Here is a 13,821-nt window from a genome sequence, read left to right as displayed (position 1 = left end):
GGCCGGGAAACGATCATTCATTCCCGAACCGCGCCATTGCTGCCTCCTTTCGCAAGCACCCATTGATTCGCGATTCGGCAACACCTAGGAGCCCATCATGTCCACTGCCGTCTGCACCACCTCTACGCTGTCCACCCTGTCGCTGCCCAACCGCAACACCGCCGCCGCGATTCCGCCGGCCGTGCGCCGCGGTGCCTGGCAAATCGCGCCCGGCGAGGCGATGAGCCTGAAGGCGCGTGGCGAGAGCGTGCTGCGCGTACGCCAGGGCCGGGTCTGGATCACGCCCGATGCCACGCTCGAGAGCCCGAGCGAGGACCTGGTGCTCGCCCCCGGTGAATCGCTCACCGTGGCGGCCGGCCAGCGCATCGTGATGGAAGCCTGGGACGGCTACGGCGCCACGTACACGTGGGACGCCGCTTGATCCCGCGGGTTTCCTGATCGATCCTGGGCCACCGGGCGGCGGCGAAGGCCGCGCCCGTCATACCAAGGGGCCGGACGGCGCGTCGAGCGCGGTCCGGCCCCTGTTCTTTTTGGGGAGGCCTTGTCAGCCGTTGATGTCGAAACTTCGGCGCAGCGCCAGGAAATGCTTGAGCGCGACCTCGCCGTCGAGCGCGTGCACGCCGGCCATCAGGTCGGGCCCCTCGCTCTCGGCCAGCCCGAGCCGGAAGCCGCTGTAGCGGCGCGCGGCCAGTTCGCCCTGCCAGGCCACGCGCACGTCGAAGTGGCGCGCATCGCGCGCGATGCGGTCCATCAGCGTTTGCAGGGCGCCGGGCGGTCCCTCGATGTGCTGGCAGAAGCGCTGGCCGTCGAAGACCAGCAGCCCGGTGATGCCGAGTTCGCCGTTGCGCACGCGGGCGCGCGCGACGATGCTGGCCACCGTGTCGGGCGGCAGGTCCGGCGCAAGCTCGCTGCAGTAGAGGATCTCGGAGAGCGCCGGGGCGGGCGCGGGAGCTTGCGTCTGTTCGTCGGGAATCATGGGCCGGGATGGGGGAAGCGAGCGCAGTGTAGGCAGCCGTCCGACATCACGAAATGTAAAAAGACATACCGGCACCACCCCCCTCGATGCCTATAGTCGGTGGTGCTCGACCAGTACCCCACACCCGCCGCCCCGGAGAACGGGCCCCATCCCTGCAGCCGTTGCGCGCTGCGTCAGCTGCCGGCCTTCCTGCCGGTGTCCGCCGACCAGTTGCGCACCATCGAATCGTTCCGCGTCGGCGCGCGCCGCGTCGAGGCCGGCGGCTCGATCGTCGAGGAACACCGGCGCAGCCCGCAGCTGTTCACGCTCTATTCGGGCTGGGCCTTCCGCTACAAGACCCTGAGCGACGGCCGACGGCAGATCCTCAACGTGCTGCTGCCCGGCGACTTCGTCGGGCTGCAGGACGAGTTCGCCGACGGCCAGACCCACGGCGTCGAGGCCCTGACCGAGGTCTCGCTGTGCGTGTTCGCGCGCGACCGACTCTGGGAGCTGTTCCATGCGGAGCCCAAGCTCGGCTACGACATCACCTGGCTGGCCGCGCGCGAGGAAAAGATGATCGACGACAACCTCGTGACCACCGGCCGGCGCAGCGCCGTCGAGCGCGTGGCGATGCTGCTGATGCACCTGTACCGCCGCGCCGAGCGCGTGGGCATGGTGCGCGACGGCTGGGTCGAGTTCCCGCTGAACCAGCAGCACATCGCCGATGCGCTCGGGCTGTCGCTGGTCCACACCAACAAGACCTTGCGGCGGCTGTCGCAGATGGGGCTCTACAAGCTCGACGACCGCTGGCTGCGCATCCTCGAGCCGCGCGCGCTCGAGGCGCTGGGCGACTACTTCGAGCGGCCGCTGCGGCCCACGCCGCTGATCTGAGGCCGGGGCCGGCTCAGCCGGCCGCGCCCGCGAGCTGCCGCAGATCCTCGCGGTAGGCCTGCAGCCGCTTCACCGCCTGCGCGCGCTGCGCCGCGCTGGTGCCGTTGTGCAGCGCGGCCAGGTTGCGGCAGCCTTCCTGCAGCAGCGCCTGCTGCTGCTCGCGCCAGGGCCCCGGGGGCGGATCGGCGATGCGCTGCAGGTAGCCGTGCAGCGCGGCGCGCGCCTCGGTGGGCGGCGTGCGGTTGGCGACGAAGCCGCGCAGCAGCACCAGCGCCTCCTGCTGGCGCTTGCGGCGCTCCACGTCCTGCAGCTTCGGGTCGAACACCGACTGCGCCACCTGCTGGCGCAGCAGCTCGCGCTGCTCGGGCGAAAGCCGGCCGTAGAAATCCTCGAAGCGGTCGAGGAACTGGTCGTAGCGCTTCTCCTGCACCCGGGCCGGCGAGCGGTCGAGCCAGTCCTTGCGGTAGTCGGCGTTGTTCTTCGCGTACTTGCGCTCGAGCTGCTGCAGCTGGGCGTCGCTCAGGCTCAGCAGCAGCTCGGTGCCCGCGGGTTCGGCGCGCTCGCTGACCGCCAGCAGCCGGTCGCGGATGCGGTCGGTCATGGCGCAGGCCTGGGCCGGCGTGATCTCGCCGGGCGCCAGCGCCTCGGCCTCCTGCAGCAGCGCCGCGATCTTCGGCAGCTCGTTGCGCCGGTGCCAGTCGAGCAGCTGGGCCAGCTCGTCGCGCACCTTGGGCGTCTGCGAACCGTCGAAATCGAGGTAGCCGTCGAGCCACCAGTAGCTGAGCTCGGGCAGGTTGTTGTAGGCCAGCCGGATCGCGCTGCAAGCCCCGAGGACGGCCAGCAGCGCCATCACGCCGATAATCCGCGCCAGCTTGAACCAACGCATCCGGGTAGAAAAAGGCATGAATCAGATTCCGAAGCAGGGCAACCAGGGACCGGTCGACGTCGTGATCATGGCGGCCGGCAAGGGCACGCGCATGAAGAGCAGGCTGCCCAAAGTGTTGCATCGTTTGGCCGGCCGCGCACTGTTGTCGCATGTGACCGGCACCGCCGCGCGCATCGGCGCCCGGCATGTGGTGATCGTCACCGGCCACGGCGCCGAGCAGGTCGAGGCCGCAATGGCCGCCTCGCCCGAGGCCGCCTCGCTGCGCTTCGCGCGCCAGGAGCCGCAACTGGGCACCGGCCACGCGGTGCAGCAGGCCACGCCGCTCTTGCCCGACGACGGCACGGTGGTGATCCTCTCGGGCGACGTGCCGCTGATCGCCGAGGACACCTTGCGCACCCTGATCGCCGCCAGCGGCGGCGAGCGGCTGGCGCTGCTGACCATCGAGCTGGACGATCCCACCGGCTACGGCCGCATCATCCGCAACGCCGCGGGCGGCGAGGTGACCGCCATCGTCGAGCACAAGGACGCCAGCGAGGCGCAGCGCGCGGTGCGCGAGATCAACAGCGGCGTGATGGCCGCGCCCGCGAAGCTGCTCAAGGGCTGGCTCGAGCGGCTGGACAACCGCAACGCCCAGGCCGAGTACTACCTGACCGACATCGTCAAGCATGCCGCGGCCGACGGCGTGCCGGTGGTGGCCCACATCACGACCGATGGCCTGCAGGTGGCCGGCATCAACAGCCCGGTGCAGCTGGCCGAACTCGAGCGCGCCTTCCAGCGCCGCCAGGCCGAGGCCCTGATGACCCAGGGCGTGCGGCTGGCCGACCCGGCGCGCTTCGACCTGCGCGGCACGCTCGAATGCGGCGGCGACGTCGAGATCGACGTCAACTGCGTGTTCGAGGGCCAGGTCTCGCTCGGCGAGGGCGTGCGCATCGGCGCGAACTGCGTGATCGCCAATGCCCGCATCGAGGCCGGCGCCGTGATCCATCCCTTCACCCACATCGACGGCGAGAAGGCCGGCGTGACGGTCGGCGAGCGCGCGCTGATCGGCCCCTTCGCGCGGCTGCGCCCCGGCGCCCAGCTCGGCACCGAGGTGCACATCGGCAACTTCGTCGAGGTCAAGAACTCCACCCTGGCCGCCGGTGCCAAGGCCAACCACCTGGCCTACCTGGGCGACGCCACCGTGGGCGCGCGCGTCAACTACGGCGCGGGCAGCATCACGGCCAACTACGACGGCGCCAACAAGCACCGCACCGTGCTCGAGGACGACGTGCACATCGGCAGCAACTGCGTGCTGGTGGCGCCGGTCACCATCGGCGCGGGCGGCACCGTGGGCGGCGGCTCCACCGTCACCAAGACCACGCCGGCCGGCGCGCTGACCGTGGCGCGCGGCAAGCAGATCAGCCTGCCGAACTGGCAGCGGCCACAGAAGAAGCCGAAGGCCTGACGCGCCTCAGCCCGCGGGCGCCAGCGGTGTCAGCGGCACCCGCGGCTCGAACTTCGCGCGCTTGAGGCTGAAGAAGGCCTTGACGTTGCGCACGTTGGCGTCGGCGGTGAACAGCCGCTGCACCAGCGCGCCGTAGCCGGGCATGTCGCGCGCGGCCACCACCAGCACGAAATCCGGTCCCGGCGACACGCGCCAGCACTGCTGCACCGCGTCGTCCGCGATCACGCGCGCCTCGAAAGCGTCGAGCGACTCGGCGTCCTGCCGGTCGAGCGAGATCTCCACCACCGCCTGCAGCCCGTGGCCCAGCACCGCGGCCAGCCGGTCGGGCGACAGCAGCGCCACCTGGCGCTCGATCAATCCCTCCTGCCACAGCCGCTGCACCCGCCGCAGGCAGGTCGGCGGAGAGATGCCCACGCCCGCGGCCAGCTTCTGGTTGGTGGCCGAGGCGTCGCGCTGCAGGGCGTCGAGCAGCTTCAGGTCGATGGCGTCGAGTGCAATGGATTCCATGATTCGTGAAATTATGGAATAAAAATTCATCCATCTGAATAGGTGAAAGAAAAGTCCAAATTCATGGAAATTTAGACGGCAAATTTCTTTTAACCCTGCCTACCATTCGCAGCAATTCTTTTTCGTTCTCCCTCATTCCTTTCCAAAGGCAAGACAACCATGTGCGGCATCGTCGGCGCGGCTTCCCATCGAAACATCGTCCCGGTCCTGGTCCAGGGCCTGCAGCGGCTCGAGTACCGCGGCTATGACTCCTGCGGCGTGGCCGTGCACGCGGGCGGCCTGACGCGCGCGCGCACCACCTCGCGCGTGGCCGACCTCCAGACCCAGGTGGCCGAGGACAGGCTCGAGGGCCTGACCGGCATCGCCCACACCCGCTGGGCCACGCACGGCGCGCCCGCGGTGCACAACGCGCATCCGCACTTCAGCCACGGCCCGGGCGCCGGCGCGCAGGAAGCGCGGCCCGGCCGCATCGCGCTGGTGCACAACGGCATCATCGAGAACCACGAGCCGCTGCGTGCCAGCCTCGAAGCCAAGGGCTACGTGTTCGAGAGCCAGACCGACACCGAGGTCATCGCCCACCTGGTCGACAGCCTCTACGACGGCGACCTGTTCGAAGCCGTGAAGGGCGCCGTGCGCCAGCTCACGGGCGCCTATGCCATCGCCGTGATCTGCCGCGACGAGCCGCAGCGGGTGATCGGCGCGCGCGCCGGTTCGCCGCTGATCCTGGGCGCGGGCAAGGACGGCGCCGAGAACTTCCTGGCCAGCGACGCGATGGCGCTGGCCGGCGTCACCGACCAGATCGTGTACCTCGAGGAAGGCGACGTGGTCGACCTGCAGCCCGGCAAGTACTGGATCGTCGACCGCGCCCACAAGCCGGTGCAGCGCCCGGTGCGCACCGTGCAGGCCCACAGCGGCGCGGCCGAGCTCGGCCCCTACCGCCACTACATGCAGAAGGAGATCTTCGAGCAGCCGCGCGCCATCGGCGACACGCTCGAGGGCGTGGAAGGCATCGTGCCCGAGCTGTTCGACGGCATCGGCCAGGACGGCAAGCAGAGCGGCGCCAGCGCGCACCGCGTGTTCAAGGAGATCGACCGCATCCTGATCCTGGCCTGCGGTACCAGCTACTACAGCGGCTGCACCGCCAAGTACTGGCTCGAGGGCATCGCCAAGATCTCGACCCAGGTCGAGATCGCGAGCGAGTACCGCTACCGCGACTCGGTGCCCGACCCGCGCACCCTGGTCGTCACCATCAGCCAGTCGGGCGAGACCGCCGACACCCTGGCCGCGCTCAAGCATGCGCGCTCGCTCGGCATGGAGCAGACCCTGACCATCTGCAACGTCGCCACCAGCGCCATGGTGCGCGAGTGCAAGCTGGCCTACATCACGCGCGCCGGCGTCGAGATCGGCGTGGCCTCGACCAAGGCCTTCACCACCCAGCTCGCGGGCCTGTTCCTGCTCACGCTGGCGATCGCGCAGTCCAAGGGCCTGCTGAGCGCGGAAGACGAGGCGCGCTACCTCAAGGAGATGCGCCACCTGCCGGTCGCGCTGCAGTCGGTGCTCGCGCTCGAGCCGCAGATCATCAACTGGGCCGAGGACTTCGCGCGCAAGGACAACGCGCTGTTCCTGGGCCGCGGCCTGCACTACCCGATCGCGCTCGAGGGCGCGCTCAAGCTCAAGGAGATCACCTACATCCACGCCGAGGCCTATGCCGCCGGCGAGCTCAAGCACGGCCCGCTCGCGCTGGTGACCAGCGAGATGCCGGTGGTCGCCGTGGCGCCCAACGACGCCCTGCTCGAGAAGCTCAAGAGCAACCTGCAGGAAGTGCGCGCGCGCGGCGGCGTGCTCTACGTGCTGGCCGACGGCGACTCGAAGATCAAGAGCAGCGAAGGCCTGCACGTGATCCACATGCCCGAGCACTACGGCGCGCTGTCGCCGCTGCTGCACGTGGTGCCGCTGCAGCTGCTGGCCTATCACACGGCCTGCGCGCGCGGCACGGACGTGGACAAGCCGCGCAACCTGGCGAAGAGCGTGACGGTGGAGTGAGGGGGAGGGGGCGTTCCGGCCCGCCTGGCATGAACGGTCGATGAGCGGGCGACAGCGCAAGGACGCGCCATCGCCAGGCTGAATCCGAAGCCGTTTCCACTGCGTAGATGGCGTTGGTCGAAGACCAACTCCTGCGGTGCGGGCTGCCTGGCCGTGGGGCAGGTTCAACCCCCCACCAGAGAGCGCCATGGCTTTGAGCACCCCCAAGGATCTTCCGGCAAGTCGCCGGTCGAAGGGCTTCACGCAGAGGGATCACCGCCGGCTCGTCGAGGCGGGAGCGAAACCCGGTCAGGTCGTTCCTGTCGGGCTCTGGCACAGGGACGGGCATTTCGGCAGCGAGGCCGAGGCGCAGGGTGCCTTCAAGCTCGCCTACCAGCAGGCGGTCGACGGCCTGGGTGCATCGACGGCCGGCTGGATGGGCATCTCGCAGGGTGAGCTCGATGCATGGCTGCGGCATGGCACCCTGCCTGCCGTTCGCGGGCAGCCACCCGAAGGCCCTGTGCCTGCCGACCAGGCCGGGCCCGGCGCGCCAGCGGGGGCGTCGAAAGCCTAGCAGGCCCGCGCGCGCAGCCATCGGCAGCCTGCGCCGTCGGCGCTTCGCCGGGGAAAACTGGCGTGTCGGCCGACAGGCGAGTCCCGCGGTGCGGCCCAGTCTGGCCCATGATCACCTTCGACTCCCTGACGCCGATGCTGCTGGCAGAGCAGCCATTCGATCTGAGTGTCCCGGGATGGTGGTACGAGACCCGGTTCGACGGCTACCGGCTGCTCGTGGAGATCGACGGCCAGGTCCGTCTGCGCACCCGCCATGGGATCGATGCGACGAAGTGGTTTCCGGAGATCGTTGCCGGCCTGGGCGGGCTGCGGGGCAGGCATTACATCCTCGACGGGGAAGTCTGCGTGCTGGATGCGCAGGGCAACAGCGACTTCGGCCGGCTGCAGGGCCGGGCCGAGCAGCGGCGACTCTACGCAGGCGCGGATCCCGTCGTCTTCTGCGCTTTCGATCTGTTGGTGGACCGAAACGTGGACATCACCGAGCAACCGCTGGCGAAGCGCAAGGCCGCGCTCGCGGCGCTGCTCAGGAAGTCGCCTTCCAGCGTCCTGTACGTCGGGCACCGTACGCCCGCCCAGGTGAAGCGCGGTTTCGAAAAGGCGGTGCATCCCCTGAAGCTCGAAAGCCTCGTTGCCAAGAGAAAGGCCAGTCCCTATCAGCAAGGGGTGCGCTCTTCGGACTGGGTGAAGATCGGCTGAAGCCGGGTTCGCAGGCGCGCGGGCGCCTCCCGTCGCGAGACGACACAATCGACCCGCATGGCTTCCCAAGCGCTGCCCGACCTCCTCGCCCCCGGCCTCGCCATCGTCTTCTGCGGCATCAACCCGGGCCAGCGCGCGGCCGCCTCGGGCCTGCACTTCGAAGGCCGGGGCAATCGCTTCTGGCGCGTGCTGCACCTGGCCGGCTTCACGCCGAAGCTGATGCAACCCGCCGAGGCGCCGCTGCTGCTGCAACGCGGCTACGGCCTGACCACGGCCGTCGACCGGCCGACGGCGCGCGCGAGCCAGTTGGCGGCGCATGAATTCGCGGCCGCCACCAAGGCCTTCACCCGCAAGATCGCCGCCTGCGGCCCGCGCCGCCTCGCGTTCCTCGGCAAGGCCGCCTATGCGGGCATGACGGGGCGCCCGCAGATCGAATGGGGCCGTCAGCCCGAGCCCTTCGCCGGCATCGAGACCTGGATCCTGCCCGATCCCAGCGGACTCAATCGCGCGTTCTCGCTCGACGACCTCGTGGCCGCCTACAAGACTCTGCGCGAGGCTGCATCGCCGGCTTGACCGGTATTCCATCATGTTGGAAAATAAATCCAGCATGAAAGAAGAAGCTCCCGCCCCCCTCAACGACCGCATCGCCCGCCGCGTGCGCGAACTGCGCGCCGCGCGCGGCCTCTCGCTCGAGGCGCTGGCGGCGCAGAGCGGGGTCAGCCGCTCGATGATCTCGCTGATCGAGCGCGGCGAGAGCAGTCCCACGGCGGTGGTGCTCGAGAAGCTCGCGGCCGGCCTTGGCACCATGCTGGCCGCGCTGTTCGACGAGCCGCGCCCGCGTGCCGATCCGGTGGCGCGCCGCGCCGATCAGCCGCAATGGCGCGATCCCTCGTCGGGCTATCTGCGGCGCAACGTGTCGCCCGGCGGCATCGCCTCGCCGCTGCAGATCGTCGAGGTGCTGTTCCCGCCCAAGGCGCGCGTGGCCTACGAATCGGGTGCGCGCGAAGCGCAGGTGCACCAGCAGGTCTGGATGCTCGAGGGAACCATCGAGATCACGATGGGCGACGAGCGCCACCGGCTCGAGGCCGGCGACTGCCTCGCGATGGTGCTCGACCGGCCCGTCGCCTACTTCAATCCCACGCGCGAGACCGCCCGCTACGCGGTCGCGATCGTGAGTCCGCATCCCGATGTCTGGAAGTGAGAACGAACGCCATGAACCCCACGAGCCTCCACCCGGTGCGCCGCCTGCGGGCGGTGGACGCGGCGCAACTGCAATCGCTGGCCGAGCTGCTGATCGACTGCGTCGACGGCGATGCCTCGGTGAGCTTCATGCATCCGCTGTCGCTCGAGCAGGCGCTGGCCTTCTGGCGCAAGGTGGCCGACGGCGTGGCGCGCGGGGAACGCGCGCTGATGGTGGCGGAGGACGCGCAGGGCATCGTCGGCACGGTGCAGCTCGTGCTCGACCAGCCCGACAACCAGCCGCACCGCGCCGACCTCGCGAAGATGCTGGTGCACCGGCGCGCTCGGCGCCAGGGGCTCGGCGCGCTGCTGATGCAGGCGGCCGAGCAGGCCGCGCGCGACAGCGGCAAGACGCTGCTGGTGCTCGACACCTCGAGCCCCGAGGCCGAGCGGCTCTACGAACGCTCGGGCTGGCGGCGCAGCGGCACCATCCCCGGCTATGCGCTGCTGCCGCGCGGCGGCTTCTGCGACACCACCTACTTCTATCGCACGCTCGCGCCCTGAGGCCGACATGCCGCAGACTGGCGCGATGACCGAATTCGATCGACTGCTGGCCGAGGCCGCGCACAAGCCGCTGGTCGGCTGGGACCTGTCCTGCGATGGCCGCATCGCGACCACCGCCGTGCCCTGGGATTTCGAACGGGCGGTGGTCCACCGCGCGCGCCAGTCGCCCGACCTGCTCGACATGGGCACGGGCGGCGGCGAGTGGCTCAGCCGGCTGCCGCTGCGGCCCGCGCGCACCGTCGCCACCGAGGGCTGGGCGCCCAATGTCGCGGTGGCGCGCGAGCGGCTCGCGCCGCTGGGCATCGAGGTGGTGGCGGTGGAGGGCGCGCTCGACAACGGCGCGCAGCACGATGGCGATGCGCACGACGACGCACCGCTGCCCTTCGCCGACGGCGAGTTCCACCTGGTGGTCAACCGTCACGAGTCCTTCGTGCCGGCCGAGGTGGCGCGCGTGCTCGCGCGCGGCGGCCACTTCCTCACGCAGCAGGTGGCCTCGGACTTCAATGCCGACCACTACCGGCTCGCGGGCCTGGCACCGGCCGAGCCGCCGCCCGAGTGGCGACTCGACATCGCGCGGCGCCAGCTCGAGCGCGCGGGCTTCGAGATCCTGCGCGCCGAGGCGGGCGCCGAGTTGCTGCGCTTCGCCGACGTGGGCGCCTTCGCCTGGTACCTGAAGAACGTGCCCTATGTCTGCCCCGACTTCACGATCGAGGGCACGCGCGATGCGCTCGCGCAGTTGCATCGCCGGCAGCAGGCGGGCGATGCGATCGAGGTGCGGCAGACCTTGTTCTGGCTCGAGGCGCTGCGCTGAAGGCGTTCAGCGCGCCCCGAACTTCGCGTTCTCGAACAGGTCCTTGAACTCGCGCGGCTGCGAGCGCCAGTACTGCACCGGCGCCTTCACCCGCGCGCCGAGTTCGGCGGCCGCGTGCCAGGGCCAGCGCGGGTCGTAGAGGATCGCGCGTGCCAGCGAGATGGCATCGGCCTTGCCCTCGGCGAGGATGGCCTCGGCCTGCCGCGCTTCGGTGATCAGGCCGACCGCGATCACCGGGATGCCGACCTCGGCCTTCACGCGTTCGGCGAACGGCACCTGGTAGCCCGCGCCCAGCGCGATCGCCTGCTTCGGCGACACGCCGCCGCTCGAGACATGGATGGCCGCGCAGCCGCGCGCCTCGAGTGCTTTGGCGAAGGCGACGGTGCCTTCGAGGTCCCAGCCGCCTTCCACCCAGTCGACCGCCGACACGCGCACCCACACGGGCCGCTCGGCCGGGAAGACGGCGCGCACCGCGTCGAACACCTCGAGCGGAAAGCGCAGCCGGTTCTCGAGGCTGCCGCCGTAGGCGTCGTCGCGGTGGTTGGCCAGCGGCGACAGGAACTGGTGCAGCAGGTAGCCATGCGCGGCATGGATCTCGATGCCCTCGATGCCGAGCCGCGCGGCGCGGCGGGCGGCAGCCACGAAGGCCTCGCGCACGCGCGCCAGGCCCTCGGCGTCGAGCGCGAGCGGCGTGTCCTCGCCGGGTGCGTGCGGCACGGCCGAGGGCGCGGAGGCCTTCCAGCCGCCGGGCTCGCCGGGGCGGATCTGCGCGCCGCCTTCCCAGGGCGCGCGGCTCGAAGCCTTGCGTCCCGCGTGGCCGAGCTGCATCGCGATGGGCATCGACGAATGGGCGCGCACGGCGGTGAGCACGCGCGCCAGGCCTTCCTCGTTGGCGTCCGAATAGAGGCCGAGGTCGCCCGGCGTGATGCGACCCTCGGCCTCGACCGCGGTGGCCTCGAGGATCAGCAGCCCCGCGCCCGACAGCGCGAGATGGCCGAGATGGATCAGGTGCCAGTCGCCCGGCGTGCCCTCGCTCGCCGAGTACTGGCACATCGGCGCGATCAGGATGCGGTTGTCGAGCGAAAGCGGGCCGAGCCGCATCGGCTCGAAGAGGCGGGGGATGTCGCTGCTCACGGTGTCGTGGCTCCAGGGGTGCGGTAGGTGCAGGGATTCTGCGGGGGCGGCGCGATCCTTGCCGCGGGCAGGGCGTTGGCCTTGCGGTTCAGGACGGTATGGATCAGGAGCGCCGCCACCACCATCGCCATGCCCAGCAGCTCGTTCGCCGTGGGCAGGGTGCCGAGCGCCGCGCTCATCAGCAGCGCCGACACCGGCACGAAGTTGAGGAAGGCGGTGCCGGTGACCGCGCCGAGCGTGCGCACCCCGAAGTTGAAGGCCAGCACCGAGGCGGCCGAGGGCACCACGCCGACGAACAGCAGCGCCTGCCACGAGAGCCGCAGCCCTTCGAGGCTGGGTGCCGCCGACCAGCCGAGCAGCGCGGTGCCGACCGCGGCCGCCAGCAGCACCGGCCACGCGGCCAGCACCGTGAGCGCGCTGTACTCGAGTGCGTCGAGCTCGGGAAAGCGCGCCGCACCGCGCGTGTACCAGACCCAGCCCAAGGTGCCGACGAAGGCGATGGCATCGCCGAACAGCGTGGCGTTGCCCGCGCCGCCGTGGCCGCCGTGACCACCGATGAGACCCGAGACGATCGCCACGCCCGTGAGCGCCAGCGCGGTGGCGAGCAGCGCGGCGCGCGTGGGGCGCACGCCGTCGAGCAGCCAGCGCACGAGCTGCGTGGTCATCGGCGTGGTGGCGATGATCACCGCGCCGTGCGAGGGCACCGAGTGCGCGAGGCCGATCAGCAGCAGCACGCTGAAGAGGCCGAAGCCGGCCGCGCCGCGCAGCGCCAGCGCGCCCGCATGGCGGCGCAGCCTGTGCCAGGGCGCGGCGCCGCGCGGCAGCACCAGCAGCGCGAACAGCAGCGCCGACAGGCTGTAGCGGATCAGCGTGAACCACACGGGTTCGACGTGGTGGAGCACGCCCTTGCTGACGAGGAACAGGGAGCCCCAGCCGGAGGTGGCGAAGAGCAATGCGGCGATGCCGTACAGGCGTTGGGATCGGGACATGGCGGGCTTTCGGACGATGAAGGAATCGATTCCGAGGATCGGGGCGGGGCCGCGCGAATGCCATTCGCTTCTTTGGAGCGGGCCCTCCGAAAAAACGAAGGGACCGCGCGTCGCCGCGCGCTCACAATCGGCCGCCATGGAGCTCTACCAGCTGAAGACCTTCGTCGCCATCGCCCGCGAGGGCAGCCTCACGCGCGCCGCCGAGCGCGTGTTCACCAGCGCGCCCGCGGTGAGCGCGCAGCTCAAGGCGCTCGAGGACGAGCTCGGCGTGCGCCTGTTCGAGCGCACGCCGCGCGGCATGACGCCCACGCCCGCGGGCCTGAGCCTGCTCGAGGAGGCCGAGCGCACGCTGGCCTCGGCGCTGCGCATGCGTTCGGCCGCCGAGCAGCTGCGCGGCGCCGCGCAGGGCGTGGTGCGCTTCGGCACCGTGGTCGATCCGGTCTCGCTGCGGCTCGGCGACGTGCTCGTGAAGCTGGCCGAGCGCCATCCGCAGGTCACGCTGCAACTGCGCCAGGGGCTGTCGTACGAGACCGCCTCGGCGGTGGAGCGCGGCGAGCTCGACTGCGCCTACACGCTGAGCGACGTGGCTTCGCGCGAAGGCCTGGCGCTGCACCGGCTGGCCCCGGTCGACCTGGTGGTCGTGCTGCCGCTGCCGATGGCGGACGCCCATCCGGGCCTGTCGCTCGAGGCGCTGACCGAGCAGCCCTGGGGTCGGCACGCCGCCCACCTGCGTGCTGCGCGCGCACCTCGACCGCCTGTTCGCCGGCGCCGGCCGCGAGTACCGCCAGGGCCGCACCGCCGACAGCGAGAGCGCGGTGCGCAGCATGGTCGCGAGCGGCATGGGCGCGGGGCTGATGCGGCTCGACCAGGCCGAGCAGGGCGAGCGCAACGGCGAGCTCGCGATCTGGCCCGGCTGGCGCGCCCACACCTGGCTGTGCTGGATCGAACCGGCCGCGCTCGCGCGGGCGCCGGCGGTCGAGGTGGTGCGGCAGGCGGTGTTCGAGGCCTGGGGCGTCTGAGAAAACGGGTGCTCGCCCCCCTCCGTTCGGGCTGAGCTCGTCGAAGCCGTGCGCAAGGCTTCGACCAGCTCAGCCCGAACGGTTCGTGATGCGGCCCGCATCAATCGTCGAGGCACTGTCGCCTGTACCTGTCAGCCTCCGGTCAGCGCGA

General features: G+C 70.8%; 16 protein-coding genes and 1 pseudogene. 12 read left to right on the top strand and 5 right to left on the bottom strand.

Going from position 1 to position 13,821, the window contains the following annotated elements; translation table 11 throughout:
* Nucleotides 1–97: 97 nt before the first annotated feature.
* Nucleotides 98–421: a DUF2917 domain-containing protein gene (locus ACHMXE_RS37445; protein WP_057596549.1), complete on the top strand. Its 324-nt coding sequence runs from the start codon at nucleotides 98–100 to the stop codon at nucleotides 419–421.
* 123 nt (nucleotides 422–544) lie between these two features.
* Here ACHMXE_RS37445 and ACHMXE_RS37440 read toward each other — a convergent pair whose 3' ends face one another.
* On the bottom strand, nucleotides 545–976 hold the full coding sequence (locus ACHMXE_RS37440) for a BLUF domain-containing protein (protein ID WP_203204466.1): 432 nt from the start codon (nucleotides 974–976) through the stop codon (nucleotides 545–547).
* 99 nt (nucleotides 977–1,075) lie between these two features.
* Between ACHMXE_RS37440 and ACHMXE_RS37435 the strand changes: the two genes are divergently transcribed.
* Nucleotides 1,076–1,846 carry a Crp/Fnr family transcriptional regulator gene (locus ACHMXE_RS37435; RefSeq protein ID WP_203204467.1) on the top strand — a complete coding sequence of 257 codons (771 nt, stop codon included), beginning with the start codon at nucleotides 1,076–1,078 and terminating at the stop codon, nucleotides 1,844–1,846.
* A 13-nt stretch (nucleotides 1,847–1,859) separates the two neighbouring features.
* Here the strand turns inward: ACHMXE_RS37435 and ACHMXE_RS37430 are convergent, their stop codons facing one another.
* Entirely contained in the window at nucleotides 1,860–2,750 is an 891-nt protein-coding gene (locus ACHMXE_RS37430; protein ID WP_395348813.1) for a DUF6279 family lipoprotein, read from the bottom strand.
* On the opposite strand from ACHMXE_RS37430, the gene glmU reads away from it, so the two are divergent.
* Nucleotides 2,749–4,176, top strand: coding sequence for a bifunctional UDP-N-acetylglucosamine diphosphorylase/glucosamine-1-phosphate N-acetyltransferase GlmU (gene glmU, locus ACHMXE_RS37425; RefSeq protein WP_209546299.1), 1,428 nt, complete (start codon nucleotides 2,749–2,751; stop codon nucleotides 4,174–4,176). The two genes, ACHMXE_RS37430 and glmU, sit on opposite strands and share 2 nt — an antisense overlap.
* Nucleotides 4,177–4,182: 6 nt before the next feature.
* Here glmU and ACHMXE_RS37420 read toward each other — a convergent pair whose 3' ends face one another.
* Nucleotides 4,183–4,683, bottom strand: coding sequence for an Lrp/AsnC family transcriptional regulator (locus tag ACHMXE_RS37420; RefSeq protein WP_395348812.1), 501 nt, complete (start codon nucleotides 4,681–4,683; stop codon nucleotides 4,183–4,185).
* Nucleotides 4,684–4,842: 159 nt separating this feature from the next.
* Between ACHMXE_RS37420 and glmS the strand changes: the two genes are divergently transcribed.
* The 7 genes from glmS (at nucleotide 4,843) to ACHMXE_RS37385 (ending at nucleotide 10,528) form a co-directional block, all read left to right on the top strand.
* Entirely contained in the window at nucleotides 4,843–6,726 is a 1,884-nt protein-coding gene (gene glmS, locus ACHMXE_RS37415) for a glutamine--fructose-6-phosphate transaminase (isomerizing) (protein ID WP_395348811.1), read from the top strand.
* A 187-nt stretch (nucleotides 6,727–6,913) separates the two neighbouring features.
* Nucleotides 6,914–7,279: a hypothetical protein gene (locus tag ACHMXE_RS37410; protein WP_395348810.1), complete on the top strand. Its 366-nt coding sequence runs from the start codon at nucleotides 6,914–6,916 to the stop codon at nucleotides 7,277–7,279.
* A gap of 107 nt (nucleotides 7,280–7,386) precedes the next feature.
* The gene (locus tag ACHMXE_RS37405; protein WP_395348809.1) at nucleotides 7,387–7,974 is read left to right on the top strand and encodes a hypothetical protein; all 588 of its coding nucleotides are present in this window, start codon (nucleotides 7,387–7,389) and stop codon (nucleotides 7,972–7,974) included.
* Between the two features lie 57 nt (nucleotides 7,975–8,031).
* Nucleotides 8,032–8,547 carry a G/U mismatch-specific DNA glycosylase gene (gene mug, locus ACHMXE_RS37400; RefSeq protein ID WP_395348808.1) on the top strand — a complete coding sequence of 172 codons (516 nt, stop codon included), beginning with the start codon at nucleotides 8,032–8,034 and terminating at the stop codon, nucleotides 8,545–8,547.
* A 34-nt stretch (nucleotides 8,548–8,581) separates the two neighbouring features.
* Nucleotides 8,582–9,175, top strand: coding sequence for a helix-turn-helix domain-containing protein (locus ACHMXE_RS37395; protein WP_395348807.1), 594 nt, complete (start codon nucleotides 8,582–8,584; stop codon nucleotides 9,173–9,175).
* Nucleotides 9,176–9,186: 11 nt separating this feature from the next.
* A complete protein-coding gene (locus tag ACHMXE_RS37390) occupies nucleotides 9,187–9,717 on the top strand; it encodes a GNAT family N-acetyltransferase (protein ID WP_395348805.1) in 531 nt (176 codons plus the stop codon).
* Nucleotides 9,718–9,742: 25 nt separating this feature from the next.
* Nucleotides 9,743–10,528, top strand: coding sequence for a class I SAM-dependent methyltransferase (locus ACHMXE_RS37385; RefSeq protein WP_395348804.1), 786 nt, complete (start codon nucleotides 9,743–9,745; stop codon nucleotides 10,526–10,528).
* Between the two features lie 6 nt (nucleotides 10,529–10,534).
* Here the strand turns inward: ACHMXE_RS37385 and ACHMXE_RS37380 are convergent, their stop codons facing one another.
* A complete protein-coding gene (locus ACHMXE_RS37380) occupies nucleotides 10,535–11,650 on the bottom strand; it encodes an NADH:flavin oxidoreductase/NADH oxidase (protein ID WP_395352972.1) in 1,116 nt (371 codons plus the stop codon).
* An 8-nt stretch (nucleotides 11,651–11,658) separates the two neighbouring features.
* A complete protein-coding gene (locus ACHMXE_RS37375) occupies nucleotides 11,659–12,651 on the bottom strand; it encodes a DMT family transporter (protein ID WP_395348803.1) in 993 nt (330 codons plus the stop codon).
* Between ACHMXE_RS37375 and ACHMXE_RS37370 the strand changes: the two are divergent.
* Nucleotides 12,623–13,303 (top strand): annotated as a pseudogene (locus ACHMXE_RS37370) (LysR family transcriptional regulator); the annotation flags it as partial. The gene ACHMXE_RS37375 and the pseudogene ACHMXE_RS37370 overlap by 29 nt on opposite strands.
* Nucleotides 13,304–13,382: 79 nt before the next feature.
* A complete protein-coding gene (locus tag ACHMXE_RS37365) occupies nucleotides 13,383–13,670 on the top strand; it encodes a LysR substrate-binding domain-containing protein (protein WP_395352970.1) in 288 nt (95 codons plus the stop codon).
* Nucleotides 13,671–13,821 lie beyond the last annotated feature (151 nt).

The organism is Variovorax sp. UC122_21, assembly GCF_044056785.1.
Classification (GTDB): domain Bacteria; phylum Pseudomonadota; class Gammaproteobacteria; order Burkholderiales; family Burkholderiaceae_C; genus Variovorax.
The sequence above is the reverse complement of the archived record's forward strand: the minus strand, read 5'-3'. Positions and strand labels throughout refer to the sequence as shown.